The sequence below is a fragment of the Symmachiella macrocystis genome, assembly GCF_007860075.1.
Lineage (GTDB): Bacteria > Planctomycetota > Planctomycetia > Planctomycetales > Planctomycetaceae > Symmachiella > Symmachiella macrocystis.
The window spans coordinates 657,719-684,617 of record NZ_SJPP01000003.1 but is presented as its reverse complement, the minus strand read 5'-3'; the positions used below and the strand labels follow the sequence as shown (position 1 = coordinate 684,617).

The following is a 26,899-nucleotide window of genomic DNA, read 5'->3' as shown; positions in this document are numbered from 1 at the left end:
TTAGTACGAGATGATCACCACTGACGAACAGTAACTCATTCGCTGAAGGAACGTGACGATGACAGGGGAGTTCACGCGACGCCGCATGCTGCAAACGGTCGGCATTTTGGCCTGGGCCATGGTTTGGGGCTTGAGCAATTCCGCATTCGCCGCTCCCAAAGCGGTTGTCAAGTCCAACGAGGTGATCAGCAAGACGCCGCAATATTATCATGGCTGGCCCACGCTCGCGCGGCGAGCCGACGGGGAATTGTTGTTGGTCTATTCCGGGGGGCGTGAACACCATGTCTGCCCGTTCGGACGCGTCGAATTGATGCGCTCGCATGATGGAGGCAAAACCTGGAGTTGGCCGCGCGTGGTCCTGGACGGACCGATCGATGATCGCGACGCCGGCGTTGTGGAAACCGCTGACGGATCGATTCTGGTCACCACATTCACCTCGCTGGCCTATGAACCGATTCTCAAGCGGGCGCTGGCCGCCAAGCCAGGAGGACCCGGTGCGATGTCGGCTGAAAAGCTGGCCCGTTGGCAAGCCGCCCATGATCGGATTTCCGACGCGCAACGCAAAAAGGATATCGGCCGATGGATGGTCCGCTCTGACGACGACGGCGTGACGTTTTCGGCACGCACCAATTGTCTGGTCGACAGCCCCCACGGACCGATTTTGCTCTCCGACGGCAGGTTGTTGTATCCGGGCAAAGAAGTTCTCAAGCCGGACGCCCGTGTGGCGGTTGCCGAATCGACCGACGACGGCAAGTCTTGGAAATTCCTCTCCGACATTCCCACGCGCCCCGGCGACGATCCGCAGAATTATCACGAGCTGCACGGTGTCGAAGCGGCCGACGGAACCATCATCGTCCAAATTCGCAACCACAACAAAACCAATCACCGTGAGACGCTGCAATGCGAATCGAGTGACGGCGGAAAAACTTGGACCGTTCCCCATTCGATCGGCGTATGGGGGCTGCCCTCGCATTTGTTGCGATTGAAGGATGGCCGGTTGTTGATGACCTATGGTTATCGCCGCAAACCCTACGGCAACCAAGCCCGCGTCAGCAGCGACAACGGTCAAACGTGGTCGAAACCGATGACGATCAGTGCAGACGGTCTCGGCGGCGACTTGGGATATCCCTCCACAGTCGAACTCGACGACGGAACGCTGCTCACCGTGTGGTACGAACTGATGAAGGGTTCGCCCAATGCGGTGCTGCGACAGGCGCGGTGGAGCATCTCCGATTGACCGAACTGTCTGTGACGGCAATTCGTTCGAGCGAGGTTATCGCTCCGCCTTGTAGAGGTTCAAAGTCAGATGCGCTTGCCCTTGGTGATGGCATTCGTGCCATGAGACAATTTGCAAGATCATCCCCAGCGTCCAGCCTCGATCCTGAAACGATTCGGGAATCGTCCCCAGATCGTCATCGCTGATTTCGGAGACGGTTTCAAGCAATTGTTCTCGGCTGGTGGACAAAACTTCGCGGATGGAATCCAGCGTCGGGATGATATCATCGGGCGTGCTTCCACCGCGAAAGCGGGGAATCAAATCCGCGAAATTCGGCGGCGTCCCTTTCAACCGCTCCGTGGCAAAAATTTGCTCGGTGACGCCAATATGCATCAGTTGCCACGCAATGTGAGCCCGCCCCGTGCCTGGACGATAACTCAAAGCCCCTTGCGGATCGTCCAATTCAGCAATCGTGTCCAAAGTGGCCAACGTTCGCTCGCGATTGAAAATCCAAAGTTTCGTCGTCGTGTCAATAATGCTCATATTTTAAAAGTCGATCTTTGAAAGACTGAGGGGAATATCGGGGAAATGGTCTGTTTGCTACGCAATCTCAGCGTATTGTTGGAGACTCGCTCTGACAGATCAAGTCTCTGTCTCGGAGAAGTCGCAGCAATAGCAGGCAAATCGGACGATTACCGTAGAAAAGCCCCGCACAATTCCTGTAAAATACAATGAGCTTTGCTGATTCCCCATCAGCACTGTTTTTTGCCCGCCACTTTCGGACTCTGGTCTGATGCCCCGGCAACCGGTCGTCCGCAAATCCAAATGGAGAGAAACTCAATGAGTGACCACGCCTCCCGCACCGGCTCCCCACAGCCGTCCCGCCGCAATTTTTTGAAAACCTCGACCGCCGCCGTCACGACCGGCGCGTTGGCCGCAAATCTGATGCTTCCCACCGGCGCTTATGCCGGGGAAACGAATATCTTGAAAGTCGGTTTGATCGGCTGTGGTGGCCGAGGCACGGGAGCTGCTAAGGACGCATTGAGCGCCGACCCCAACACTAAGTTGGTGGCGATGGCCGATACGTTCGCTGATAAGATCGAAATCAAACTTTCCGAGTTGAAAAAACAAAAAATTGCCGAACAGGTCGATGTTGCCGACGATATGAAGTTCGTCGGATTCGATGCCTACAAGCAATTGTTGGCGACCGACGTCGATGTGGTGTTGCTGACCACGCCGCCGCACTTCCGCCCGCAACAACTGCAAGCGGCCATCGATGCGGGCAAGCATGTCTTTGCCGAAAAGCCGGTCGCTGTCGATGCGCCGGGTGTTCGTGCGGTGATGGAAACTTGCAAACAGGCCAAAGAAAAGAATCTGTCGGTCGTCAGCGGATTGTGCTGGCGGTATCACTACGGCAAACGCGCCGCACTCGATCAGGTGCTCTCCGGCGGCATCGGCGATGTGGTTTCGATCCAGTGCACCTACAACACGAGCGGATTGTGGCATCATGATCGCCAACCGGGTTGGAGCGACATGGAATGGCAACTTCGCAACTGGTTGTACTTCACGTGGTTGTCGGGCGACCACATCAACGAACAACACATCCACAGTCTGGACAAAATGGCCTGGGCTATGGGGGATGAGCCGCCAATCAAAGCAACTGGTATCGGCGGACGCCTGTCACGGACGGATCCCAAATACGGCAACGTCTACGATCACTTTTCAACCGTCTACGAGTACCCCAACGGCGTGAAAGGCTTTGCCTCCTGTCGTCAACAAAACGGTTGCGACAATAACGTCACCGACTTTGTGATGGGTAGCAAAGGCATTTGCAACGTGTTTGGCCACAAGACGGTCGACCTCGCCGGCAAGCCGCTGTGGAAGTACAAAGGCGAAAACAACAACATGTACAAAACGGAGCATGAAGAGTTGTTTTCCAGCATCCGCAACAACGCGCCGATCAACAATGGCGAGTACATGACCCGCAGCACCCTGTTGGCCATCATGGGCCGCATGTCGGCCTATACGGGCAAGACCATCACTTGGGAAGATGCGATGAACTCCAAGGAAAACCTCACCCCGCCGACCTACGACTGGGTCTCCATGGACGTCGCCCCGATCGCCATGCCGGGCGTAACGCAGTTTTCGTAGGTGTAGCCCGAATTTACCGGTAGGTCATTCCACCGGTTTCGAGTTGGCCCAGACGATCGAATACCAAAGCCTGGGACTATGTCCCAGGCTTTTCTTGGGTCTGCTTCGAAGGCGATACCAAAATGCCGAGATCGTCTCCACCGAACGGCGACGAGGGGACAGAAGGCTACCGTCTCAAGGCTGACCTCATCGAGTTGGTCAAGCTACCGCTGTATTACTTGCATATTGCCAGACCGGTTCCCGCACATCTCATCTGGTCGACCGCAAGGGCATTGTCTCAAGGCGCCGGATTTATGCCCACGATGTTTTTGTTGGCCTTGTGCGGCATCGTTTTCGCAGGAAGCGCACTTCTCCAAAATTGGTTGGGGGCCTGGGCAGCGGTTGCCTACAACATCTTTGCGTGGTCCACGTGGGGACTGGTTGCATACCTCGCAATCATTGTTGCCGGGTGGGACTCGGTGACTAATGTGCGCCGCCTGGGACTCCGCGGGATCTTGCGATCACGCTTCTGGTTTGAATGGGGACGGCTCCTGTGGCACATCATGTTTTTGGTGTTTGCCACCGCTACAGCAATCTCTTGGATTGCTGGTCCCTTAGGTGCGATTGACCTTTCACGGAGAGTTTGGCAGATCAGTCGCGATGTGATCGTGCCAATCTTTCCCGCATTTATTGTTGCTGGAATCATCGGCTACCTAGTGGCCGTTATCCGCTGGTCCCTCCCGCGCGGCCGCGCATTTGAATGCGTCAATTGGTTTTTGATGTTGCTTGCGGCGATGTATTTTTCTGAGATTGTCCTCGAGACTTGGCCGCCTCAAAAGGTTTGGCCAAACGGCGTTGTTTTTGTCGGCGCGTGCGTCTTGTTGGTTGGCTCCCTGGGGTTATTATTCTTATTTGGATTTCAATCCTGGCAAAGACTTGAAGACCGGTCGCCGTAAATCGTTGGGTCGTCTCCCGCCTGACTTCAAACAGGCCAGCCATTATTGCGATTTGCGCCATATCTAGGCGGGCGCGAGATGCATTAGAGACGACTGTCGTCCTACGCGAGAAAGGTTCGTAGCGACGCACCCTACGGGGGCCATCAGTCTCGCATCAATCGTCGAGCGAGGGACATGCCGAAGAAGCGGATGAAGCCTTCTTCGAATTCCAAACGCAGCCGCGCGCCATCTTGAATTGACTTGATGTCTATACGCAAAGCGGCATTGTCTTGCGTGAAGGCTTCATTGACCCGCTCGAAAAACCGGCGGCCTCGGTTATTTTCGCCGCCATCATCTTCGTTTCGAAGACTGGTCCAATCGGCGATATTGACCACAAATTGCAACGGCACGGCTGGCAGGGGTTGATCGACCGGTTCGGCCAACGCGTCAATTTGCTCAAATAAACGCGGCAGCGCAGTATCACCCCCAATTGCCATCCACAGTGTTGTGTCGTCGACGCCGAGATACATGCTTGGTGGTCCTCCATAGACACGTTCACTTTCACCGCCGCCCTCGCGAATGTCCATCCGGTGAAACTGGATTCCGTTGTGCTCATCGGCATCAATTTCCACGTCGGAGAACGCTCCGGTCTCTAACCAATACAGGCACAGTTCGGACAATCCTTCTCGCATCGCGCGGCCATCTTTGACCTTCAGTCCGCCGGCCAATACAAACGGGCCTCCCGGCTCACCTAAAAACCGCATCGCGAAGTCCAATTGGCCAGTTGCAACCGTGCCCCGGGCGGCGCGAAATAACTGCGCCACGGGATCATCGGCCGCGTCGACTTCACCGGTGGCCGGGATGGAATCTTCGAGCACCTGTACGATCTCGCCAAAGGCTTCCTGCCCCGGTTTGTCCAACTTCCAGGTCGAGGCAAAGGTCAGGGGGGCATCCCCTTTGAGGAAGTTGGTGAATTGCGACCGGCCGGTTTGCAGTTCTTCATAAATCGTTGCCAACTCGCTGCCGGGTCGGGCGCGGACGCGGATTTCTAAAGCCGCTTTGCGCTGTTGCGGCAACATTCTCCAACCCACCGTCAGGTCCTGCGATTGGCGCAAGATCCGTTCCAGCAACCGCGCATTATTTTCGCCCAGCGCCTTGCGAACCCGGTGCGCCGATTCCGGTTCGTTGTCGCGGCGCTGCAGGTTGGTATCAGCGCTTGCTTTGAGCAGCGTGGCAAAGATTTCCCGTTTGTCATCCGGCAAACTCGCCAAATTGAGCATCGCTGCCACATCGTAATCGGCGGCCAAAGACGCGGTCATTGGTCCCGGGTCGGGGAATTCGCGGTCGAGCGCTGTTTGTTTATTGCTGAAGAATGCATAGCGACCTACCCTCTTTAAAAAGATGGATTCGCCATCTTGTTTCAGTTCGTAATTTTCGTCGTCGATTTTCTTACTGGTGAACGGGCCGATTTCGGCCGTCTTGAGCAGATCGTTGATGTTCTCCACAGGAACAAAACCCACCGGATCGGGAGTGATTCCCGTGAGGAAGATCATCACACCTAAGCCTTGCAGATGATCCATGCCTTTGAGATCGCCGGCTTTTTCCATATAGCCGCCGATCGCCTCTGAGGCAGCCATGCGGTCGGCTGCTTCAAAAGAAAAATCGAGCGCATGCAACATCCGTTCGATGCTGGCGACAGCCACAATGGCGAAGGGCTGTTCGGGCGGCGGCGCAACAGTCTCGGTCGTTTCTTCCGCAGAGAGCAGATTGTGCAGTGATGCCGAGAAGAGCAGGGCGACGATAGTTAATGGGATCAACTTCCACAATCGACGTTGCATTCGTGCGCTCCCCAGGCGAATCAATCGGCAATTTCCCATTCGTCGCGACGCGGCGGTCCCGTCGTCCACTCACGGAACAACGAATAGCACCGGCCCACGAACAGTCTACTCTAACATGGGGCCTGGCGGCGACTGTACGGTCAAATGATTGACGACCTGTTTCACACCCGGTTCCATACGCACGATCATTGCTGCCAAGCGGCTCTTTTCCGGTGAATCGACTTCGCCGAACAGTTCGATACGCCCATCTTCCTCCAGCACGGTAATGTTGGCCAAAGTCGGATAGCGTTCAGCATGCGCCGCGAATTGGCTTCGCAAGGCGGTGACCACTTCGGTTTTAGGGCGCTCGGGAAAAGCAAAGTTGACCCGCTGTTGAGGACGGATTGCACGGCGGCGATTATTTGAACCTTGGTTGCCGCGCTGGTAGTTCTGATTTCCGCCGAGCCCGCGATTGGCATTGCCACGGTTGGCATTACCGCGATTGGTGTTCCGGTTGCGGGTGGTATTTCGGTTGCGAGCGTTGCCATTGGCTTGCGAAGCATTGGGGTCGACGCCGACAAACGATTGGGAATCTTCCAATCCGGCAAAGTTTCCCCGCTGCAAGACCGAGGTCCCACTGTAGGCCGCAGCCGTCTGGGCACCATAGGCCGTCGAACCGCTTCCGGCTCCTCCCGTGGCACCGGATGAGGTTTGCGGCAGCAAGGTATTCGTTTGACCGCGAACCGGACCTTGTTTGTTATATAGCGATTGCGCCTGTGCCAGAACTTCACAGTTGCCCGCCAAAAAGAGGACCGCTGCGCAAAGTAATCCGCCACCGCTTCGCAAGATGGACATCATCTGAAATTCCCCTGGAGCACTTGGTGATCGTCCTGCCGAGTCCTGTCTGGATCAGCATGGCTATCCGTATTCTATGATATCGTCGTCCTGGTGGCTCGGCAATGCGAAAATGATTGCGAGACGGCAATTCTTATTGAGTCAACGGAAAAACCTCATCCGCTTCGTCATCGTCGAATCCCGAGAAGTCCTCGCCACGGCTCGATTCGAATTCATCGTCCCATTCAGCCAGTGGATGTCGCTGCTGAGAAGTCGTTCGCCGTTGTCGGCGGTCGGATCGGTGATGACGCGGTGCGGAAACCTGGTGCAGTCCCGACATATCAACCGCGATGACGTCGTTGTCCAACGGATGCCGGTTTTGCTTTTTCTTTGAACGACTGGTGCGCGATCGATTTCGCAATAACTCGTCGAATTCATCACTCTCATATTCTTCGTCAACGGCGGCGAAGTCGTCGTTGTTTAGGAATTCATCGGCGCCGTCGTATTGCAAATCGACAGGGTCCATTGCCTGGGACAAAGGATGACGATTTCGTGATGCCGGTGTTTTCTTTTTGGCCTGACTGCGACGTTTGGCCCGTTGTGCGGCGACACGTGAGCGGACAAAATGTGCTCGCTCGTCGCGTTCCTGGCTGACCTGGCTGCTTGCTGCGATCGATTCGAAATCCACCCGTTGGATCGCATCATCCCGGTGACTGTCCGCATCTTGTTGTGCCAGTGAAAACTGGATGTTGTTCCCCGGAGGAACCGACTCGGCCGAGGCCTGTTCGATGCGTTTTGGAACGATTGTTTTGCTCGTCACGGTGAACGATTGTTCCACGATAGGAGCTTCTTTGTCTGCACGTTTATTCTTGTCACGACCTGAGGTGCGGGAAATCAGTTTGTCGGGATTCCTATTCCCGTCGAGCGTGATATGCGCTTCTTCAGAGAATAAGGCTGGTCCGCCGTCGTCGGGAATCAACCGCATGGAGAGCGTACAGGTTGCTTCATGATTGCCCGGTCGTGGATAAGGAATGAATAGATTATAGGCCGGCCCAATCTTGCTGAGTTCGGCATATGTATTCCACACTTGCGCGGGGAAGTCATATTGGCGAATCGGTTTGGCTTGTTCTTCGGCCGTTCCTTGATCATCAAACACGTAAACCCGGACGGTGCCGTTGACCAGCGCCGGCATGGTATCCTTGGAGGTAAAGAACATGATGTTCCCGGCAAATCCCCGCGTGGGGCGTCCGTCGTGTGTACCGGTCGACGGTCGCCACATGGCGATGATTTGCGTCGCCGGACGTTCTTTGGTCGCCAAGGGATACGCGGGCGGTTTTTCCCAGAAGGACCCGAGGCTGGCACATCCAGTCGTTGAAAGTAACAAGACAGCGATCGCGGTAAAGAGCGGCTTGAAGTGCGTCATTTCGATCACCTGAACGGTGGAATGGAAAAATGAAATTGGGCAATCGGCCCGTCCGGTCCAGCGGTTTTCAGCCAGTTAATTCGCGAATTCTAGCGTTTCGTCCTCTGAGAACTCCTGGTCCACCTGCAACATCTGCGGCGCCTCGCTGTAGGCATCCTCATATTTCATCGTTTCAGATCGGCTCGGCATACGTGTCGTCGGAATGCCTTCTTCATCAATAGCTGCGGGCGGAGGCAGTACGGCCGGCGGCAATTGATTGTCCGGGGTCGGGCCAAGTTCCGGTTCGCAGATCGCACTTTCTTCAGGCAGTGCGTAGAGCGGACCGTGAATCGCCTCCGCTTCCTCGGTGAAGAAGTGAATCCGTTCCGCCTCGACCTGCTTGATCCATTCCGAGGTCGAATCGTCGTGAATGATCCGCGGTGTTAGAAAGATCAACAATTCGCTCCGGCGGTTCTGATCGAATTCATACCGGAAGGCGTTGCCCAACAACGGCAGGTCTCCCAAAAACGGCACTTTGCGTTCGATGTGTGACGTGTCTTTAGTAATCATGCCACCCAGAACAATCGTTTGTCCCGATTTGGCGGAGACCACAGCACTGGCTTGGGTGATCGTCTTCACCGGCGATTCAACCACGTTGCCGTTGGTCGCATCTGTGAAGATCGGCACGCCTGAACCGGGCGTCAGATCGTACGCACTCTTAACGGCAAGGACTTCCATGACCACATTGCCCTCGGGAGTAATCCGGGGCTTGACACTCAGGATAATACCCGCCCGGTCCTGTTGGACGATCGGATAGGCAGCACCCAACGCGGTTTGATTGATACCTTGAATGATGGGCACGTCCTGGCCGACTTGGATTTCCGCCGTCAGGTTATCCAGCGTGCGGATTTGCGGCCGACTGAGCACCTCAACATTGCGGACTTCTGACAAGGCACGAATCAAAACACTGATACTTTCGGAACTGGCTGACAACACCAGGCCGCCAAATCCCAACTCCGAGTTGGTGCGTCCCACCGCAAAGTTGCTCAATCCTTGTGTTCCCACACCTGAGGGGTTGATCGTGTTGTTTCCCAATTGATTGCCATTATTGAACGGAAATCCGGGGGTGCTCGCCTGTGAAATGATCCGTTGGGTTTCGGTCACCACACCAGTACCCGGCGCGCTAAAGGACTCCGTAATCGTCGTAATGTCTTCCGGAGAAATGATGCTGCGATCAAACAGCAGTGAGTCTTGCAAGCCGAGTTCTACCCCGAATTCATCTGTGTTTTCGAGTTGGACTTCGACCAACAACGCTTGGATGATGACTTCCTCCGGTTGCGAGTCCAACTGCACTACTAGACTGCTAATGTCTTCGAAATACCGTGGCGTGGCACTGATGATTAATGTATTGCTGATCGGTTCCGGAACGACGATCACTTCGCGTTCGATTTGAGCAAACAAACTTCCCAGCTCTGTCCGTTCCTCTTCGACCACTTGCCGTTCGGCCAGGAATTCGTTGATGGCGTTCGCCACGTCTTCGGCTCGTTTGTTTTTCAAGCGATAGACACTCGTCTCCCGCTCGCGGATCTTGTCGGCGTCCAACCGCAAAATCACAGCTTCCGCCACACGCAACGCCTCGCTGCCGCCGCGCGCGATGATCGTATTGGTACGGGCATCGGCGGTGAATTGCAGCGGAATCAAATTACTGTCCGCTCCTTCCGCTCCGGCCAGTTGAATGCCAATTTGTTGATCCTGGCCCTGATCCTGCGATTGGAACAGTGTGTCCAGAATCTGAACCACGGCCGTCGAGTCGGCATTAATCATTTTGAACATTTTAATATCCGCAACCGATGGCGAGGGTTGATCGAGCCGTTTGATCAACGCCGCCAACAGCGGCATGCTGGCTTCAGGAGCCACGACCATCAGGTTGTTCGTCCGCGGATCGGCGGTAATACGGATGTCGCTGAGTATGCCCGAACGAATGAGTTCCTCGTGTCCTTCTTCCACTTTGAGAAACTGCAAAATTGTCGAGCGGATGCCGCGAATCTCTTGCGTCCCTTCTCCGCCGCCAGCTTGGCCGCCAATCTGACCACCTTGGCCTCCACCAGCCGTCGTTTGCGGGCTGAGCGCGCTTTGAATGGCCGTGTTTAGCGTTTCGGCTAATTCGTCGGCAACGGCGTTCTCCAAGCGGAACAAACGCATTTGGTTGATGGAATCGGAGTCTTCCTTATCGATCTCAACGATGAGCGAACCAATTTCCTGCATATCGCGCGGCCCGGCGAACAAGAAGACCGCATTGGTTCGCGGGTCAGCTGTGATTTTAATTTCCGGGCCAAGTCCACCGCGTTCGGCGTAGAATTCGTTGACGATCTCGACCACTTGCGAGGCCACGGCGCTTTTCAACCGGAAGACTTGAAACTGCGATCCCGGTGCGACCGGTTGATCGAGTTCGTTGGCTAATTTAAGAATGGATTGCATGTCGGCAGCTGGAGCCAGGATGACAATCGAGTTGGGTGTCACCACCGGCAGAATGATGGCTGGCTGTAGTTTTTGTGCTGTCTCTGCGCGGCCGCTGAGTAGTTCTTTGTACAATTGTGTCAACAGATCGGCAAGTGCCTTGGAACGAACATGCCGCAAGGTGAGCACTTGAATGTCCGGAGCAGCGCCTTGGCCCAATCGCTGAATCTCTTCAATGATTCGCATGACCGCTTCGGTGTCGGCCTTGTTCCCACGCAGGATCAGGATGCCCATCCCGGGAACCGATTCCACGGCGACGTCCCCTTTTAAGCCACCTACCAAGTCGGAGAGGCCCGGTTGACCTTCCCCGGCGGCACCGCCTTCTTGCGGGTCTTGCGGCGGTTGATTGTTGTTCGCATCATCGGCGGGATTTTGATCGACTTGAGCAATCAAGCGTTTCAGTGCCGGCTGCAACGAGCGTTTGACTTGCCCCATATCACTGGTGCCGGCCACGAGTCGGACGGTTTCATTCCGACGCAGGCGGAGTTCGTCCAATTGATCGACCAGATCCAACATCGATTCTACTTGGTCCGACGGACCCTCTACGACCAGTTCGTTCTGCGTGGAATCAATCCCCACAGCAAGTCGTAGGTCGGTCGCTTTGAGTGGTTTGCCGGTGCGTGACGCCTGCGTCACGCGGTGTGTGACTACAAATCCGGGTAAGCCCGCGGGACCGGCGTCCACTAATCGCGCCGCCGGTTTGAAAGCTTTGAATATCGCACGGGCAATTCCCACCGCTGGGCGTCGTCCCGGTTGGATAGCGACAGATTCAATCTGCGGTTCGTCGTTGGTTCGCTCGGCTGCCGCTTCAGGATGTAGATCGTCGAACAGCGGCTGTGCGACTGGTTCTTCATGATTGATTCGGAGGATGGGTGCCGGTTTTTGTTGGGGGACTGCTTCTTGGGCCGTGTCGGGATCATACTCCGGCACGGTGGCGGGGCGGTATTTTTTACGGATGGAGTTTTTGTCCAGCAGCACCAAAAACTCACCTTTGATCACCAAGCGAAAATGTTTTTTGGTCAGCGCGCGATTGAGGATGTTCAGCGCCGTTTCGGGCGAGTGCATACTGCCATCGCGACGTGAATAAAAACCACGGGGCACCTGATCGGCGACCAACGTTTTATCCATCGATTTCGCCACGTCCCTGAGGACCTTTTCCCACTTCTCATTGAGGTAGAACAGGCGGACCGTAGCTTCGGATTCGGTGACCGTTTCATTCTGGAACGAGCGCGCAACATCGAGCGCACTCTCACGCGTCCGCGGACTTTTCCTCTCTTTTTCCGCGGCAAAAACAGCCCCGGAAGGCAGCAGCGATGACGCTGTTGCCAGGGTGATCACACAAACGAGCGGCAGTTTGAGTTTTGAGAAGATCAAGGAAACGACTCCGGTTGATGGTGATATCCGCTGCGCTAAATCGAAAACATGCCGATTGAGCAATGGCGCTTCGGACGGACGTACAATCCTCACAATCAGGATTAACGTTATTATCGTCAAAGTTTGCCAAGCTTGTGAGGAAACAATAGTTCCCCAGCACGAATTCCCGAAATGAGACGAATTTGAGAGAGGCAAATTCGCACAATTGCAGCCGCGTAAAGGCGTGCGCGGCGACCTGTTGCTAAGCCGGGATCAGCAGTTGAGCAAAAACTGGATTTCAAGACGCGCAGCAGCCCGGTTTCAAGATGCGAAGAATCGCAGTTTGGGATCGGGCAACGCGGATTTACTCGACGGACGCGGTCGTCGGAGTTTCTGGTTTCGCTTCTGCGGCTTCGACCTTTTCGATTTGCCGAAGGTTCTGTCCCAATTCCAATCGCCAAACAGCGTCGTCGATTTGCATGGTCAAAAAATCGGAGCCAATTTTTAGGACAGTCCCTTTGATCCCCGCTACCTCAAAACCTTTCCCTTCGAGCAATGATGTACGACTGTTGGTCGTGCGATCATACAACAGGGCGTCCCATTGGTCCCCTTTGGCCACCGTGCCGACGAGATAGACATGCTCCGCCGCATCGATACCCGGCTTCACCGGCTCTGGATCTTTTTCCGGCGGCTTTTCGGCCACTTTGGGAGGCGGAGGTCCGTTATAGCCGCGGACAAACGGATTGCGATCCGTGATCGACGCATACTGTTCACGCGTTTTGCCATCCATCAGTTCCGAAACCGCCTCAGCACGCCCTTCTTCAAACAATGTCTCGCGGGGTGTTGCGTCATTGATGGCCAAGGCATCAATCACGATCATCACTTCAAGCGCCGGCTCTCCTTCGTGTTTGTCAGATTGCAAGTCGACCTTGCGGACCTTTTGCAATAAGTCCGCTCGCTGGATCGCGAACAAATAATCGGCGACTTGCTTCAAGGTGCCTTGAGCAGTGACCGTCATGCCGATGATGGCGTACGTCTCCTTAGTGGGGACAATACGCGTCCGCGCGACGTGGATGTTTTTGAACTGTGCCTGTTCCGCCTGCTCCAGCAACCAGTTCTTATACAGCGCGGCCGCTTCGTAATGGTCGGGCGGCAAACTTTGTTGCTTCAGGTTGGCCAATTTGCGTGTGGCTGCCAGGATGGTGTTCACCTGGTCGTTTTGTTTGTCAATCTGCGATTGCAGGGCGGTGATTTCAGCTTTCCGGTTGTTAATCGGAGCCAAGAGCACATCGGAAATCAGGGAGCGGGCGCCCCACAAGCCGACGGCGGAAAGCAAGACAATCGCTAAAATTTTCTCGCGGCGATTCATGATGCGGTTTCCTCCGTTTTTCCATCAGCAGCAGGACCGCTTGGTTGGTCGTCGGCGGGAGTTTTGGGAGTAACCGCTTCAGTCTTGGAATCGGCTTTCGGTTTGGCGGTCGTCAATTTCACCACCGGTGCATCATCATTCAACAGCAGTTCCATGTCGAACTTCCACGGATGATACGGATCTTTGTCGTCCGGCTTTTGTCCATCTTGAAACAATCCGTAACGCTGATCTTGATGTCGAATAATCCGCTCACCCAATTCAATAGCATCGCTGCGCTGGCGGGAGAATCCGTCGAGTGAAATCTTGGGAGGATTGTTACCGGTCCCTAAGTTGAATTGAATCTGATTAAAAAATGCTCGATCCGCGGGAGGCAAATATCTGTTGAGCGCGGTCATCTCGTCCAACCAAAGTTCGCGGTCGGCCGTCCATTCATCCAGGAGTTGCACCTTTTCTAAAATCGGTTCCCCGCGTTCCGCAAGTTCGTCGAGCCGTTGTTTGTCAGCTCGCATCGCGGTGATCGTTTTGTTCAACTTGTTGATCTTAAAATACATGGTGCCGCCCACCGCCAAAGCGAGACAGGCTGCAACCACGGTTCCAATAATCGCGCGGCGTCGGGCATGGTTGGGTTTGACCGGGGGACGACGCGGTGCGAGATAGTCGACTGTGGCTGCCAGCGGTTGCGATTGAGCCAGCAAGCTACCGACCAAAGCCGAGTACGCCGACCGGTTTTGGGGCAGTTCGGTACGGACAATGACTCCCGTTGCCTCAAACGGATCGAGAATCTGCACGCTGGGATTGAGCCGTTTTTCCAGGGCGGGCGCTAAAGCTCCGAATTCCTCTTGCGAGCCGAGCAACCACGCATGTGCGACTTCCTGGCTGGTGATCGGACCGGTCAGTCCCATCATCGAGCGGGCGATTGCCGCAATGATGGCCGGGTTGGCATCTGCTGTAGTGGGACTCGCAATTTGCGTGAAATGCGAGAAGACGACGTTCGCCCCTTTCAGGATAGAAATCTCCACACGCGGCCCGTGCCGGGTGACCACCAGCGATCCCGCTGCCGTATCTGTCGAGTGATTGGCTGATCGCAAGGCCACCTCGGCCGCCGAAACCGGACTGAGTCCTGCTTTGGTGACCTGCAAACCCGCCGCTTCGGTGATGGCATTGATTTCCTGCAGCGCTTGTTTTGGCACGGTGGTAATCAATACGTCGCGAGCGTCTGCGCCTTCCGCTTTGGGCAATGGTAAAAAGTCGAGCGCCAATTGATCCAAGGGCAAGGCCGACTTCAGGCCCGCTTGGTATTTCACCAACTCAGGCAATTCCTCATCCGGCACATCCGGCATGGTGATATGCCGCGCGACGGCAATCTCACGTGGAAGCGTAGCCACCGCTTGAGTGGCTTGCACGTTTAAGTCTTTGAGTTGTTGTTTGAGCCATTCCCCCGCCTCCGTGGTATTGGTGGCGAGATCCAGCGACTCAGGAATTTCTAGTTCGAAGCATTTGCGGATTCGCACGCCTGTCGGTGAGACTTGCGCATCGATCCCCAGGATTTTCTTCGATTCAAATTCCAACGCCAATAAATCGGGCATAGCTCCCCTGACTTTTCAATCTGAGCGCATCGTCGGCAGAATAAAACCACTCCGCGACTCATTCCATCATCGTCGCCCGGCCGGCCGCGGGCAACCACTTTCCCAAAAAAATCTGACGACAGCTGCCATTGCGACAGGGCGATGACTTCAATGGTCCAACAACTGAAACGTTCCGCCAACCGCAAGACCGCCTCCACCGGCCGTGCGATCGTTATAACATTAACATTCGTCTATTCCGACGTCGCAAACAGGTCCCGTGGATAACCGATTCCCAGTGGAGTCAGTTCGCGAACTTTGATCACTTTGGCCGGTTTTTGGGACGCATCGATCACCGCCTCAATTCTAATCAGCGGAGGACCGGCATCGAAATAGCCCATAATCTGCGTCATATAAACGTCCCCGCCGCCGGTCAGCAGCGGCGCGATTTTTCGCAGCGTTTCCAGGTCCACGACATTCTCGGTATACAGCCAGCCGACCGAATCCCGGCCCTGTGCCAAAGCCGAAAGTGACTGCCCGTCCAAACTGGTCTTCCGTCGTGAGATGATGTCATAGGCCAATTCCTCGGTGAATTCCGGCAAGCCGCGCATCACCTCAATCGACGCTTCGTTAATGTTAATACGTCCAGCGAGATTCTCTTCGGACAAGGTTGTCACCGTGTCGTCCAACGCGGAGATATAGTCCCGCATCTCGCCGGGATCATCCGCCCAGGGGCTTTCGAGTGTCTTTTGCGTCTTATCAATTTGTGCGTTGACCGAAACTCCGACCAGATCAAAGATCGACCGCACGGGAAACTTTGCTCCGCCGCTGAGTTCCATCCCGCCTCGGGTCACTTGTCCCTGTCCGCCAAAAATCGCTTTGCCGGCTGCAACGGCGCCGTTTTTCGAGGACGATCCGCCGGACTGCCCGGTCGACGCCCCTTGTTCGGCGGTTTGTCCGCCAGTCTGTCCGGTGCCCACGACATCGTCTTGCTGTAATGACTGTGCCGTATCTGCTCCGTCGGAGGAACCGGTTCCCACGCCGGGGCTCATGCTCTTCGAATTCGATGCAGTCCGTCCCCCACTGGATCCTCCACCTCGCTGTGAGGAGGGATCAACCGCAGGGCCAAACAACCGATAGGCGACGACGAATTTTGCCGTCTCCTCATCAAATTCTTCCAGCAATTGGTCGTAAAGCTCGTCCAACTTGTCGGAGGCGATATTGATCCGCGGTGTGCCATCGGAGCGGAGATTCGCTTCACGGCTATCGACTGTTAAGTACGCTGAAAACCCCAAGTCCAATTCGCCGTTGGCATCATCCGGCGGATGCGAGAGGTCACCATCATCTTCGCCCGAATCCAGCATGCCGTCCCGGTCAGCATCTTCTCCATATAATAATTGTGGCGTCATGCCTTTCACCAACAACAATTCATCGAGCGATTCCAACGGACCATTTTTTATTGCATACGGGGTCGGCAATGCCAGATAGTAATCCTCTTCCGCACCGTAGTCGCCCGGTGTATCGTTCTGGTCGGTCCAGTCCAAAATGGAATCAGCGATTTCGTCGGTCATGCCCGGGATCCCCATCAGCATCGTGCGAGCGGTACTCGTGCTATGTTGCGACAACGCATTGATATTGAGTTTTCCCGACTCATCCATCAATCCAAACCGAATCGATTTGCGTGAGAGATCCGCTTCCGAAGCAGCAATGATCGAGAACCGTCCTTGTGTTCGAGGAGTATCGCTGGGTTGCACGACGACATCGCGGTATAGACTCGCGTCGTTATAAGTATTCAAGGTGCCGACCGGCAGGTCGTTGTCTAAGAGCGATGTGACATAATCCAAACCCGAATCGGCGAAGGCGCGTGCTTGGACCCGGCGACCGTACAAATTTGCCGATTGCGCTTCGATTAACATCATCTCCGAAAACGTATACGCGCCGAGCGACAAAAATACGATCACCACCAACACGATCAACAACACACTGCCCGCTGGTTGGTTGCCGTGTGGTGTGGACTGCGCAGAGCGCGTGAGATTCAGGTGATTACTCCGCATCGTCTTCCTCCTCCGGTTCGTAATCGCTCGCTGCACCGCCGGAAATTGGGTCGGATGGCGGTAGGACGACGACCAGTTGGTACAACTTCGCCGGTTGGTTTCCTCCCGAAATGGCTGCAGTATCCAGTTCTTCAAAACTAACCGTGATCCGCACTGCGCGGGGCAGCGAGCCGTAAATCGTGCTGTCCCAGCTGTCATACCACTCCAAGCCATCGGTGTATTGGAATTGTAGCGATTTGATTTCTCGTGCGAGCAACTGTGCTTCTGAGGCAATCGTCTCGACATCAGCAACGGCATCGGCTTGCGCCAGCATCAGCCGATCCCCCTCGATGCGCGATAGTCCGACGACGGTTGAACCGCCTGAATCGGAATCCGGGAAACGGTCCGCTACCGCTTGGGCCAGTGCGCTCATGCCCGGGCCGGCTAACAGATAAGTCACCGATTTTAGGTCGCTGGTCGGCAAGCCGATGGGGCCGTCCGAGACCGCCGCATACGTGGCATGTGATCGCGGCAAACTCACGCTTAACACGACACTCGTCGCGTCCCCGATCAGTCCGCTATTGCCGCCGTCGTTGGCATCCGCCGGATCGATGACCTCAACCAGCGGCGCGTCCTCATCGTCGGAGGGCAAATCCGCCTGTGTGGTGGTGTCCCCGGCTGCGGTTGCTTGGTAGGTCGTCGCTAACAAATCCGCTTCGATCCGCTGCATCACGGCCCGTGCGACTTGTGCCTGTTCCACTTCGTCTTCGCTAGCAGTGCGGAGCCGCCAATACAATTCGAGCGCCGCATAGGCCGCTGCGATCAACAGTGTGCTCAACGCCAGCGCGACCAACACTTCAAACAAAGTGAAAGCCGAACGCGCAGGCGAGTTATTGGTATGGGGAGAACGGATCATAGCGTCTCTCCCGTAACGTCCTCAGGCTCTGTGACGGATAGGCTGGCTGCAGCAATCGGGTCGCGATAGAACCGCGGGATTGAAAACGAAACGTCGCCGAAACCATTCCCAGGGTCGTGGGTGACGGTCATTAAGAGTTGCACCAAACCGGGTTGATCGGTTTCCGCGGCGCTGATGCTCCACGTCCAGGCGGGATCATCGGCAAATGGCTGATCGGCTACCGCTGTCAGCGGATCCCCAACGGCGATCAGTTCCGCCAATTGGCTTTGGCAACGAATAATTGCCTCGGATTGCAGTCGTGCGCGTACCGAACCTTGGACACCGCTGGAAACCAGTTGTGCGATCGCCGCCATGGCCGCAGCCAGAATCGCCAACGACAACAACACCTCGAACAACGTCAAGCCGCTGCGTGGTGCGCGGTTGCCTATGGACGTCAACAATTGTGAGGAAGCGGATCGCACGATTTATTGTTCCTCCACGAGTGTCGCCGACGCATGCGAAGCCCCGGTCAGGCCGCGCACCGTAATGGTCGTTGACTCGTCATTGACATCATCAGCGATCACAAAAATCGAGTCCGATGCCGTGCCGTCGGGATGAAACAAAATCGCCGGTCCCCAAGCCGCCCGCGACAACGCATCGGTGTCGAGCAGCCCGGACAACAATTCCACAGAGATCGGTTCGCCGCCGACGGTGGTGTTTAGTCCGGCTGGCAGTTGAAAGGTCACCGTTTCGGGAAGTTCGCCCGATCGCTTCCAGGCGGCACTAGTGGCTGTGGCGATGTCGGTTCCCGGCGTATCGGCGACCGCTACCAATTCCGCTCCGTCGGCCGGAACCAATACATACCGTCGTCCGCCGACTTCGTAGCGAAATTGATACGAGGCGCCCGCTTCGGTAGCGCGGACCCGCGCCGCGGCCAGCAGGACCTGCACGTCGCTCTGGGCACGTTCCATTCCCTGACGGCTGAACAAGCGACCCAGCGATGGCCAAATCACCGCTGAAATCACAATCAGTAACGTCAGCACGAGTAAAACTTCGAGCAACGTAAATCCGCCGCGATGCCTCCGGGATGCCTGGTAGTAACGGGTAGTCAGCATGGTATTCCGATCACTAGTTCTCGGATTTTACCGTCCAATTATCAATGTCGTCATCCGTGCCGTCCTGTTTGTCCGGGCCAAACGACCAAATGTCGGCTTTTAAATTGTTGGGGTGGTTGGGGCCGGGGAACTCGTATTGAAACGGATTGCCCCAGGCGTCTTTGGGCAACATTGTTGTGTCATCCAAATAGGGCTTCTTCCATTTTGTGTCGTTGCCGGGATTTTCGATCAGGACTTGCAGCCCTTCACTGGTGGTCGGCAATTGTCCGTCATGATCCAGAGCATACATCTGCAATCCCTGTTCGACACCTTTGATGCTCAATTTTGTGGCGTCGATATTTGCTTGTTGCTGCGTGCCCAACAGTTGCGGGACGACCAGCGCCATGATCACACCTAAGATCGCCAACACCAACAAGACTTCGATCAACGTGAAGCCGCGGCGTGGTTGCTGGACCGTAGATTGTTTGGGGGAATTCATCGTCACTGTTCCTTTTCCTGTGCTGTTATCAATAGGTTGGTTTGTCTGGTTTGTTCGATTGTTTTTACTGGGTGGCAGGGTGCCTCAATTTGTATCCGTCACCGCTGCCGCTCACCGAAATCGTAGTTTATTGTAGCGCGCCCGCCCCTTTGAAGACTGGCAGTAATAATGCAATGACCACGAATAGAATCACCACAGCCATGGCCAACAACATCACCGGTTCCAACAACCGCACGAACAACTCCAATTGCCGGTTCGTGCGTCGTTCCATGTTGTCGGCAATATCGACAAGCACGGTTTCTAAGCTGTTTGCCTCTTCGCCCACGGCGATCATTTCCACGACCTCCGTCGAAAACTGCCCGCTCTTTTTGAGTGGTTGCGCCAACGATTTTCCCGCAGAAATGTTTTCCGCAGCCAACCCGACCGCCTCACTCAGAATCACATTGCCGGTTGCGTCTTTCGAAATTTGCAGTGATCGCAAAATGGGCACGCCGTTGTGCAGCAACGTTCCCAAAATACGACAAAAACGCGAGACCGCCAGACTGCGAATGATCGGCCCGGCGCCGACAACATGCAGCTTCCAATAGTCCATCCGCCGTCGGCCCGAGGCGGTTTTAAAATAACGATTCAGCCACCAAACCAGGATCGCAACCGCTCCCAGCATCCACAACCCGTAGCCACCCAGAAAGTCGCTGAGCGCCATCAGCGCTGTCGTCGGCCAGGGGAGTCCGCCGCGATCTTTCAGCCGTTCAAACAACGGCTCGAATTTAGGAACAAAATAGACGATGATCCCCGTAACAATGATCGATCCCATTACGGCCAAGAAAGCGGGATACGCGATCGCCCCCACCACGCGGCTTTTCAGATCTTCTTGATGTTCGGTGAACTGGGCGATCCGTTTGAGCACATCTTCTAAGAATCCCCCTTCTTCACCTGCGCGGATCATACTGGCCGTTAGATCGTTGAACACGTCCGGATGCGCGGTCACGGCATCGGCCAACGGTGTCCCATCCGCCACCCGCTCGCGAATATCCCCCAGAACTGCGGAGAGCGCGGCCTGTGAGCTTTGTTGTTGCAAAATTTCAAGTGACCGCAGCAGCGGCACGCCCGAATGCAACAAGTCCGCGAGTTGTGAAAACAACATCGCCAAATGCCGATTGCGAACTTTGTTGCCCCAACCCCGTTTGCGTTTCGACGCATCCTCGGTCGCATCCACCCGGACGGGAAACAGCGCACGCTGAGACAGCGAACTGACAGCCTCATGTTCGCTCGCGGCGGTAATGACACCCGTCACTTCCGTTCCGCTCAACTCTCGGGCAATGTACTGGAATTCAGGCATAACTGCTCATGGAACTGCACAGGGCACTAGGCCTTTGAAATCGTCTCGGTATGCTGTCCGCCGCCGCGAATCGCCAAGGCTACCTGTCTCACACAGGGTCGGCTTTGGTAATCCGGTTCACTTCTTCAATACTTGTCGTTCCGTCGAACACGCGTTGCCATCCACTGTGTCGTAATGTTTTAAATCCGTTTTGCATCGCATAATGCCGAATCTGATCGGCACTGGCTCGTTCCACGCACAATTGCCGCACGCCGACGTCGCTGCGGAGCAATTCAAAAATACCGGTCCGACCTGAATACCCCGTGTCGCGACATTCGCGGCAACCGGCGGGCTTGTAGATCTCCTCCGGCATCCCGTCTGCCATATCCTTGGGGATCTCTTCCGGATCCGGTCGATAGGCGACTTTGCACAACGGGCACAATTTGCGAATCAAACGTTGGGCCAACACACCTTCGACTGTACTCGCGACCAAATACGGTTCGACTCCCATGTCGACCAAACGCGTAAAGGCGCTGGCAGCATCGTTGGTGTGCAGCGTGCTGAACACGACGTGCCCCGTCAACGACGCTTGAATTGCGCTGTTGGCCGTTTCGCCGTCGCGGATTTCGCCGATGAGAATCACATCCGGATCGTGCCGCAAAATACTTCGCAAGCCCGCAGCGAACGTCATGCCGATTTTGGCATGCACTTGAATTTGATTCACGCCGGGCAGGTGATATTCCACCGGGTCCTCAACCGTAATAATTTTTGTGGCCGTACTGCGTAACTCGTTAAGTCCACAATACAGCGTCGTGGTTTTACCACTCCCGGTCGGGCCTGTGACGAGAATAATCCCGTACGGCAATGTGATCATGTCTCTGAAGATCGCGTGTAAATCCTCTGGAAAACCGACGTGACCCAAGTCAAAGGTCATCGCCTGCTTGTCCAACAACCGCAACACGACCCCCTCGCCATGCATCATGGGGATGATGGAAACCCGCACGTCGATTTCGCGGCCGCGAATCCGCAACTTGATCCGACCATCTTGCGGCAAACGTTTCTCGGCAATGTTCATCCGCGCCATGATTTTCAAACGGCTGATGATGGCGGCTTGAAATTGATTGATCTCCGGCGGAACAGGTTGCACCCGCAACATGCCGTCCACACGGCAACGGATGATGAATCCTCGTTCGGTCGGTTCCAGATGCACGTCACTGGCGTGCTGATCCAGCGCATCGATGAGCAGGTCATTGACCAACTTGATCACCGAGGCCTGTTGGGCCATTTGAGCGAGTTCGCTGTCGTCCTCTTCGATGCCTTCCAGCAACTCCACTTCTTCGGTGCTGCGCTGCGCGACCAACTGGCCGATGGTATCGCCGCCGACTCCCAGGTTGCTCTTAATCAACTCCAACAAGTCCGCATGACGGGCCAAAACCGGTTCGATACGACAACCCGACGCCGAACTGAATTCGTCAATGGCTTCCAGGTCAAACGGATCGCTGGTGGCGACCAACACGTGCCCATTTTCACGTTCCAACGGCAGTACGGTGTGCCGAAAAATTTCGCGTGCGGGAAAACCGGCCAAGAACTCGGGATCGACCTCGACCTTTTTTAGATCAACAAAACGCATGCCCAACTCGTCGCCGAACGCTTTAAGCGCATCTTCTTCGCTGACAAATCCCATCTCAACGGCAACGCGGTCCACGCGTTGACCGGCGCCCTGGACCGTGGCGGTTTCGAGTTGGCTGTCGCTGAGCAATCCGTGACCGACTAGAATGTTTCCAATATCCATGGTGGCAACACAAGCCCCGATTGTTGGACGACATCGAGCGGACTTCCGCCGTGACATCGCGATTTGATTGTCTAGGGAAACTATTCCGCGACGTGGTCACCAGCCTGAATTACGGCGGAGCAGAGAACACCGATACACTGGCAAGATCGCGGAGGAATGACGGTATGAATGACTTTCAACTTCGACTGAGGAACGAGAACGCATTTTGACGGCAGACAGGGACCTCCCTATGGGCGAAGGAGCCCACAGGTATAAGATCTCCTGAACGGCGACATTTGTTTGGAATTCTTCGGCCGGAACAATATATTCTAACGACTTCGTTGGCCACGTGCGCCGGAAAAACCGCCCCTGTCTCCGCTTCTTTCAGATCGTCGCCCGCGACCTCCTCGTCCGCGGTCGCCTCCGCCCTGCATGCGTTCCCGCATGCGCCGCTCGAAAAATTGGCGAATTTCTTTGCTGCGCTGCTCTTCGGCAGAGCCTGACGACGAGTTATTCGTCGATTCCGCGGGTTTGGACGCACGAGCGCTGCCAGTGGTTGTACTGACTTTGATTTTTCCAAACAGCGATCCCAATGATTGCTCAATCAACGGTGCACTATCAGCATCGATGGAGACCACACGCACCGTCTGCTGCGCATCGGCGGCCGATTGATCGATCGATTCCACCATCTCTGCGATTTGCTCAAACAAGGCATTGCTGGCTGCCACAATCAATGTATTGGTCCGGGCATCCACACCCAGCGTTAATTTGATTCCTACTCCCGCAGCGGGAGCTTGTTGTTGGCCGCCGCCGAGCATCATGGCCAGCGGATTTCCGCCGCCGCCCCCTCGGCCGCCACGATTCGGTTCTTCCATATAGTCCTTGTAGACTTCACGGACAATTGCGGCAACTTCATTTACGTCGGCATGTTCCAATGCAATCCGTCGAGGCAAACGTTCCCGCAGCGATTCGGGCAAGTCGCCCCCATCGAGAATTTTGAGGACATTTTCAATTTCATCAATTTGCACCGCCGGCCCACTGACAAACAGAGCATTCAGCCGCGGTTCGGGAATGATTCGCAACGATTCGGTACCCGCTCCCAGGGACGAAAGGCCGGACATATCCATCAAGCTTCCACCCAGCGACGAAAGCGATCCCACCAGACTTGTCCCCCCACCAGAGGTAGGAGCCGCCACCGAGCCAGCCGGGAACAACTCACCCAATGTACTGGCCGTTTCTAAGGCATCTGATGAGCGGAGGTAAAATACCGTCCACTGCCGTTTGCGAGGAGCTGCACGGGCTAAGGTCTCGATCAGATTTTCCACGCGATTGAGGGCTTCGGCATCTTCCGATGCAATAATCAAATTGCCGCCGTTGGGCGCGATCACAATGGGTGCGCCCGTTTGCGTTGTTGATTCTTCCACTGTCGGAGCGACAGCGACTTCATCATTGAACTCGGCATCATTGAGCTCGGCGTCCACGCCTTTTTCTAGTTCGTCGAGAAACGCATCGAGGTCCTCGTCCAAATCACTGTCTAAATCACTTTCAGATGAGGTGACTGTGTTTTCTAACGCCTCATCAATCGTAGCGTCGGCCTCAGAGCTATCCTGTCGCAATACTGCCGGTTCCGCCTCCACCGGTCGCGCCGGCTTGCGTTTCGATTGCTCGGGGGATTCTGAACGCATTGTTGGTGCGACTGCGGAGGGAACGACCACACGAATCGGATTCTTGCTGGATTGTCCCCAAACCTGTTGCAACAGCTTGATCAATTCCCCGCTGTCTCGGCCACCCAGTGAAATGGTGCGGATCGGTCCGCGATCCTGTGAGCCAACCCCGGCTTGTCGCGTCCCATCTTCGCCCAATTGGGCCAATAACGTTTTGATTTGCGCCAATTGCTCAGTCGTCCCACGCACCAAGAGCCGGCGACCGGCAATATCCGGTTCAATCGTCGGGACGTTGCCGCCATCTCCCTCGAACAACGACCGCAACGTTCCGGCTGCTGCCAAAGGGTCTAGCTGGGTCAGGTTGACCACCGTGACGCCTTGTCCGCTCCCCGCACCATCGAGTTGATCGATGATCGCGCGTATTTGTCGATGTTCATCCGGCGTTGCTAGAATATGAATGCGGCGCGCCCGGCCATCTTCATTCACCACAACACCCGGCAATAGTGCATCGAGTGTTTTAGTGACTTCACGCGGATCGGCCGATTGGACTTCGTACACTTCCAATTGAGGCCGGTTCGAGCTGCCGCCGATGGCCACGCCGCCCGGACCTTCTCCGACATCGACCGATTGCAGCGCCTCTTCGACGATCATCAAATTCTCAGGGGATGCGGTGACCAAGAGGCTATTGGTTCGTTCGTCAATGGCCAAACGGACGGCATCGCCTGTCGTTGAAGGCGGCGCGGGTGGCGTTCGGGAGGATTCACGACGATCGTCGCGCCCGCGATCCCGCGAGCCACGAAATCGGCTGTAACGATCGCTCGCGGAGTTCGACGAACTTGTCGCACTGACGTTATTGGCCGATCCCCGTGCAGGTAATCCAAACAGATCCCGCACAATCTTATCGGCATCGATGGCAGAGACGTACTTCAATGGAAATGCCCGGAACTTCTGGGACTTCTTAGGGCCATCATTGTCCCCTACCAACAAACGGTGGATGCGTCGCAGATTTCCACCGGTATCGGTGATGACCAACCGCGACAGGTTCGCCATCGGGACCACTTTACCTTGCGGTCCTAGCATGGCAGTGACTTCTTCAGACACCGTCTCTGTATCGGTCCCCGGTAAGGAGACCACGATCGAGACCAGCTCGTTGTTTCCGCGGTTTTGCAACTCTTCGACCGTCACTTGCGGCACCAGATTCGGTGGAATGCCGTCATCGATGTTGACGACTACCAGAAAGCGATCTCGCCTGACAAGTAAATACCCTTTTTGCAACAAGTATCCATTCAGCACGTCCAACGCTTGGGTCGGCGTATAACGCCCCTTGTCAAAATAGTTGAGCGTCCCCGGCGGAACGACATCCATCTGTAGATTCAATTGGGCTTCTTCGGCGAACCGCCGCAGTACCATTTCCCAGGGTGCGTAGCGGAAATTAAACGACAGCAAATTTGCGTCGTCTTCGGTCTGGGCCGATTCCGTCACTTCCGATTTCGTCGGGGCAGCGGAGAGATCGGCCACGACTGTTCCGTCCGTGGGCGCGAGATTCGAAGGAATCGCGGCTTCGGTCTGAGCCCGTTTCTTCTGGTCCGGCTTCTCCTCGGATCGGTCCCGATTGGATCGGTTTCTCCCGGAGTCGCGGCCGCGCCTGCGAGGTTCGTTCAAACCGTCGACCGTCGGGCCGAGCATAGCGGTCCATTGTTGTTGTTGTTCCTGCGTTAAGACGGCCACCAACTTGGCGTCCAACTCAGCACGCTGTTCTTCCCGGCTGGGACGGTCCCCGCCGTTGCCGCGCCGCCGACCGCCAAATGAGCCGCGCCGCGATTCGTTGGCCTCTTCGACAATGGCGGAAATCTGCTCAAGTTGCTCCGCCGTCAATTTCAGTTGGGAATTCACTTCCTCGTTGTCCAGCGCCCGCGCCCCTTGCATTTGCCAGGAGACTTGTTGCAGCCGCGCAACTTGGTCAGCTGTCAGAATGGTCTTCAACTCGGCATCAGCCTCAGCCTGTAGTTTTTGCCCTTCGGCCCGCGCTTTCTCAAAGAGTTCTTGTCGCTCTTCGGGCGCGGCGTCTCGCATACCGGAAAACAGCTCCCGACTCTGCTCGCTTATCTTTTCGCGGAGAGCTTCAAACTTTTCGGATTGCTCGGCTGTGAGGTTGATTTCAGTCTGGGCTTGTTCCCGCGACAGTGCGCCGAGTAAGCCACTGCGACCGCCGCCAAAGCCTCCACGACCCATACCGCCGCCGCGATTGAATCCACCCCCGCGTCGTCCCCCGCGCTCTTGAGCCTCGACCGGTTCCGACGCCAGTACCTGGAACATAGCCAGCAACAAGAGGATCATTAGTCGTGTTGAATATTCGCGCATCTAAATATATTGCCTTCGATCAAAGGGCGAGTCGGACGATGGCTGTCGCCTTTTGGCGTGTTGCTCGGAACTACTGAAATTGGCTACTAAAATTTTACCGGGAGCGTCAAAGCGGACACAAGAGGGGCA

General features: G+C 55.7%; 18 protein-coding genes. 3 read left to right on the top strand and 15 right to left on the bottom strand.

Features of this window, described 5'->3' with window-relative positions:
- The first annotated feature begins 58 nt into the window (after nucleotides 1-58).
- On the top strand, nucleotides 59-1,237 hold the full coding sequence (locus CA54_RS26125) for a sialidase family protein (RefSeq protein ID WP_146373929.1): 1,179 nt from the start codon (nucleotides 59-61) through the stop codon (nucleotides 1,235-1,237).
- Between the two features lie 36 nt (nucleotides 1,238-1,273).
- On the opposite strand, the gene CA54_RS26120 is transcribed toward CA54_RS26125, so the two are convergent.
- Entirely contained in the window at nucleotides 1,274-1,759 is a 486-nt protein-coding gene (locus CA54_RS26120; protein WP_146373928.1) for a DinB family protein, read from the bottom strand.
- A 297-nt stretch (nucleotides 1,760-2,056) separates the two neighbouring features.
- Between CA54_RS26120 and CA54_RS26115 the strand changes: the two genes are divergently transcribed.
- Both CA54_RS26115 and CA54_RS26110 read left to right on the top strand, forming a co-directional pair.
- Complete coding sequence (locus CA54_RS26115) at nucleotides 2,057-3,367, top strand: Gfo/Idh/MocA family oxidoreductase (protein ID WP_146373927.1); 1,311 nt, start codon at nucleotides 2,057-2,059, stop codon at nucleotides 3,365-3,367.
- A gap of 122 nt (nucleotides 3,368-3,489) precedes the next feature.
- Nucleotides 3,490-4,302, top strand: coding sequence for a hypothetical protein (locus CA54_RS26110; RefSeq protein WP_146373926.1), 813 nt, complete (start codon nucleotides 3,490-3,492; stop codon nucleotides 4,300-4,302).
- A 143-nt stretch (nucleotides 4,303-4,445) separates the two neighbouring features.
- Here CA54_RS26110 and CA54_RS26105 read toward each other — a convergent pair whose 3' ends face one another.
- The 14 genes from CA54_RS26105 to CA54_RS26040 all read right to left on the bottom strand — a co-directional run bounded on the left by CA54_RS26105 (nucleotide 4,446) and on the right by CA54_RS26040 (nucleotide 26,770).
- Nucleotides 4,446-6,119 (bottom strand): hypothetical protein, encoded by a 1,674-nt coding sequence (locus CA54_RS26105; protein WP_146373925.1) that lies wholly within the window; start codon nucleotides 6,117-6,119, stop codon nucleotides 4,446-4,448.
- A 105-nt stretch (nucleotides 6,120-6,224) separates the two neighbouring features.
- On the bottom strand, nucleotides 6,225-6,956 hold the full coding sequence (locus tag CA54_RS26100; RefSeq protein WP_146373924.1) for a BON domain-containing protein: 732 nt from the start codon (nucleotides 6,954-6,956) through the stop codon (nucleotides 6,225-6,227).
- A 130-nt stretch (nucleotides 6,957-7,086) separates the two neighbouring features.
- Nucleotides 7,087-8,355 carry a hypothetical protein gene (locus tag CA54_RS26095; protein WP_146373923.1) on the bottom strand — a complete coding sequence of 423 codons (1,269 nt, stop codon included), beginning with the start codon at nucleotides 8,353-8,355 and terminating at the stop codon, nucleotides 7,087-7,089.
- Between the two features lie 75 nt (nucleotides 8,356-8,430).
- On the bottom strand, nucleotides 8,431-12,225 hold the full coding sequence (locus CA54_RS26090; protein WP_146373922.1) for a secretin N-terminal domain-containing protein: 3,795 nt from the start codon (nucleotides 12,223-12,225) through the stop codon (nucleotides 8,431-8,433).
- Nucleotides 12,226-12,568: 343 nt separating this feature from the next.
- The gene (locus CA54_RS26085) at nucleotides 12,569-13,573 is read right to left on the bottom strand and encodes a hypothetical protein (protein ID WP_146373921.1); all 1,005 of its coding nucleotides are present in this window, start codon (nucleotides 13,571-13,573) and stop codon (nucleotides 12,569-12,571) included.
- A complete protein-coding gene (gene pilM, locus CA54_RS26080) occupies nucleotides 13,570-15,159 on the bottom strand; it encodes a type IV pilus biogenesis protein PilM (protein ID WP_146373920.1) in 1,590 nt (529 codons plus the stop codon). The genes CA54_RS26085 and pilM overlap by 4 nt, the downstream gene beginning before the upstream one ends.
- Nucleotides 15,160-15,389: 230 nt before the next feature.
- Complete coding sequence (locus CA54_RS26075; RefSeq protein WP_197532847.1) at nucleotides 15,390-17,189, bottom strand: type II secretion system minor pseudopilin; 1,800 nt, start codon at nucleotides 17,187-17,189, stop codon at nucleotides 15,390-15,392.
- Entirely contained in the window at nucleotides 17,179-18,084 is a 906-nt protein-coding gene (locus CA54_RS26070) for a type II secretion system protein GspJ (protein WP_146374204.1), read from the bottom strand. The genes CA54_RS26075 and CA54_RS26070 overlap by 11 nt, the downstream gene beginning before the upstream one ends.
- Entirely contained in the window at nucleotides 18,081-18,545 is a 465-nt protein-coding gene (locus CA54_RS26065) for a prepilin-type N-terminal cleavage/methylation domain-containing protein (RefSeq protein ID WP_197532846.1), read from the bottom strand. Before CA54_RS26065 ends, CA54_RS26070 begins: the two co-directional genes overlap by 4 nt.
- Nucleotides 18,546-18,548: 3 nt before the next feature.
- Nucleotides 18,549-19,178 carry a prepilin-type N-terminal cleavage/methylation domain-containing protein gene (locus CA54_RS26060; RefSeq protein ID WP_146373917.1) on the bottom strand — a complete coding sequence of 210 codons (630 nt, stop codon included), beginning with the start codon at nucleotides 19,176-19,178 and terminating at the stop codon, nucleotides 18,549-18,551.
- A 13-nt stretch (nucleotides 19,179-19,191) separates the two neighbouring features.
- Nucleotides 19,192-19,656 (bottom strand): type II secretion system major pseudopilin GspG, encoded by a 465-nt coding sequence (gene gspG / locus CA54_RS26055; protein WP_146373916.1) that lies wholly within the window; start codon nucleotides 19,654-19,656, stop codon nucleotides 19,192-19,194.
- Between the two features lie 127 nt (nucleotides 19,657-19,783).
- Nucleotides 19,784-20,995, bottom strand: coding sequence for a type II secretion system F family protein (locus CA54_RS26050; RefSeq protein WP_146373915.1), 1,212 nt, complete (start codon nucleotides 20,993-20,995; stop codon nucleotides 19,784-19,786).
- A gap of 88 nt (nucleotides 20,996-21,083) precedes the next feature.
- Nucleotides 21,084-22,766, bottom strand: coding sequence for a GspE/PulE family protein (locus CA54_RS26045; protein ID WP_146373914.1), 1,683 nt, complete (start codon nucleotides 22,764-22,766; stop codon nucleotides 21,084-21,086).
- A gap of 308 nt (nucleotides 22,767-23,074) precedes the next feature.
- Nucleotides 23,075-26,770, bottom strand: coding sequence for a secretin N-terminal domain-containing protein (locus CA54_RS26040; protein ID WP_146373913.1), 3,696 nt, complete (start codon nucleotides 26,768-26,770; stop codon nucleotides 23,075-23,077).
- Nucleotides 26,771-26,899: the final 129 nt, after the last annotated feature.

Bases quoted from the DNA above. Each gene is read 5' to 3' on its own strand.
- CA54_RS26125 (WP_146373929.1), top strand. From the start codon at position 59: ATGACAGGGGAGTTCACGCGACGCCGCATGCTGCAAACGGTCGGCATT.
- CA54_RS26040 (WP_146373913.1), bottom strand. From the start codon at position 26,770: ATGCGCGAATATTCAACACGACTAATGATCCTCTTGTTGCTGGCTATG.
- CA54_RS26085 (WP_146373921.1), bottom strand. From the start codon at position 13,573: ATGAATCGCCGCGAGAAAATTTTAGCGATTGTCTTGCTTTCCGCCGTC.
- CA54_RS26095 (WP_146373923.1), bottom strand. From the start codon at position 8,355: ATGACGCACTTCAAGCCGCTCTTTACCGCGATCGCTGTCTTGTTACTT.
- CA54_RS26120 (WP_146373928.1), bottom strand. From the start codon at position 1,759: ATGAGCATTATTGACACGACGACGAAACTTTGGATTTTCAATCGCGAG.
- CA54_RS26070 (WP_146374204.1), bottom strand. From the start codon at position 18,084: ATGATCCGTTCTCCCCATACCAATAACTCGCCTGCGCGTTCGGCTTTC.
- pilM (WP_146373920.1), bottom strand. From the start codon at position 15,159: ATGCCCGATTTATTGGCGTTGGAATTTGAATCGAAGAAAATCCTGGGG.
- CA54_RS26100 (WP_146373924.1), bottom strand. From the start codon at position 6,956: ATGATGTCCATCTTGCGAAGCGGTGGCGGATTACTTTGCGCAGCGGTC.
- CA54_RS26060 (WP_146373917.1), bottom strand. From the start codon at position 19,178: ATGCTGACTACCCGTTACTACCAGGCATCCCGGAGGCATCGCGGCGGA.
- CA54_RS26050 (WP_146373915.1), bottom strand. From the start codon at position 20,995: ATGCCTGAATTCCAGTACATTGCCCGAGAGTTGAGCGGAACGGAAGTG.
- CA54_RS26115 (WP_146373927.1), top strand. From the start codon at position 2,057: ATGAGTGACCACGCCTCCCGCACCGGCTCCCCACAGCCGTCCCGCCGC.
- CA54_RS26075 (WP_197532847.1), bottom strand. From the start codon at position 17,189: ATGCGGAGTAATCACCTGAATCTCACGCGCTCTGCGCAGTCCACACCA.
- gspG (WP_146373916.1), bottom strand. From the start codon at position 19,656: ATGAATTCCCCCAAACAATCTACGGTCCAGCAACCACGCCGCGGCTTC.
- CA54_RS26045 (WP_146373914.1), bottom strand. From the start codon at position 22,766: ATGGATATTGGAAACATTCTAGTCGGTCACGGATTGCTCAGCGACAGC.
- CA54_RS26105 (WP_146373925.1), bottom strand. From the start codon at position 6,119: ATGCAACGTCGATTGTGGAAGTTGATCCCATTAACTATCGTCGCCCTG.
- CA54_RS26110 (WP_146373926.1), top strand. From the start codon at position 3,490: ATGCCGAGATCGTCTCCACCGAACGGCGACGAGGGGACAGAAGGCTAC.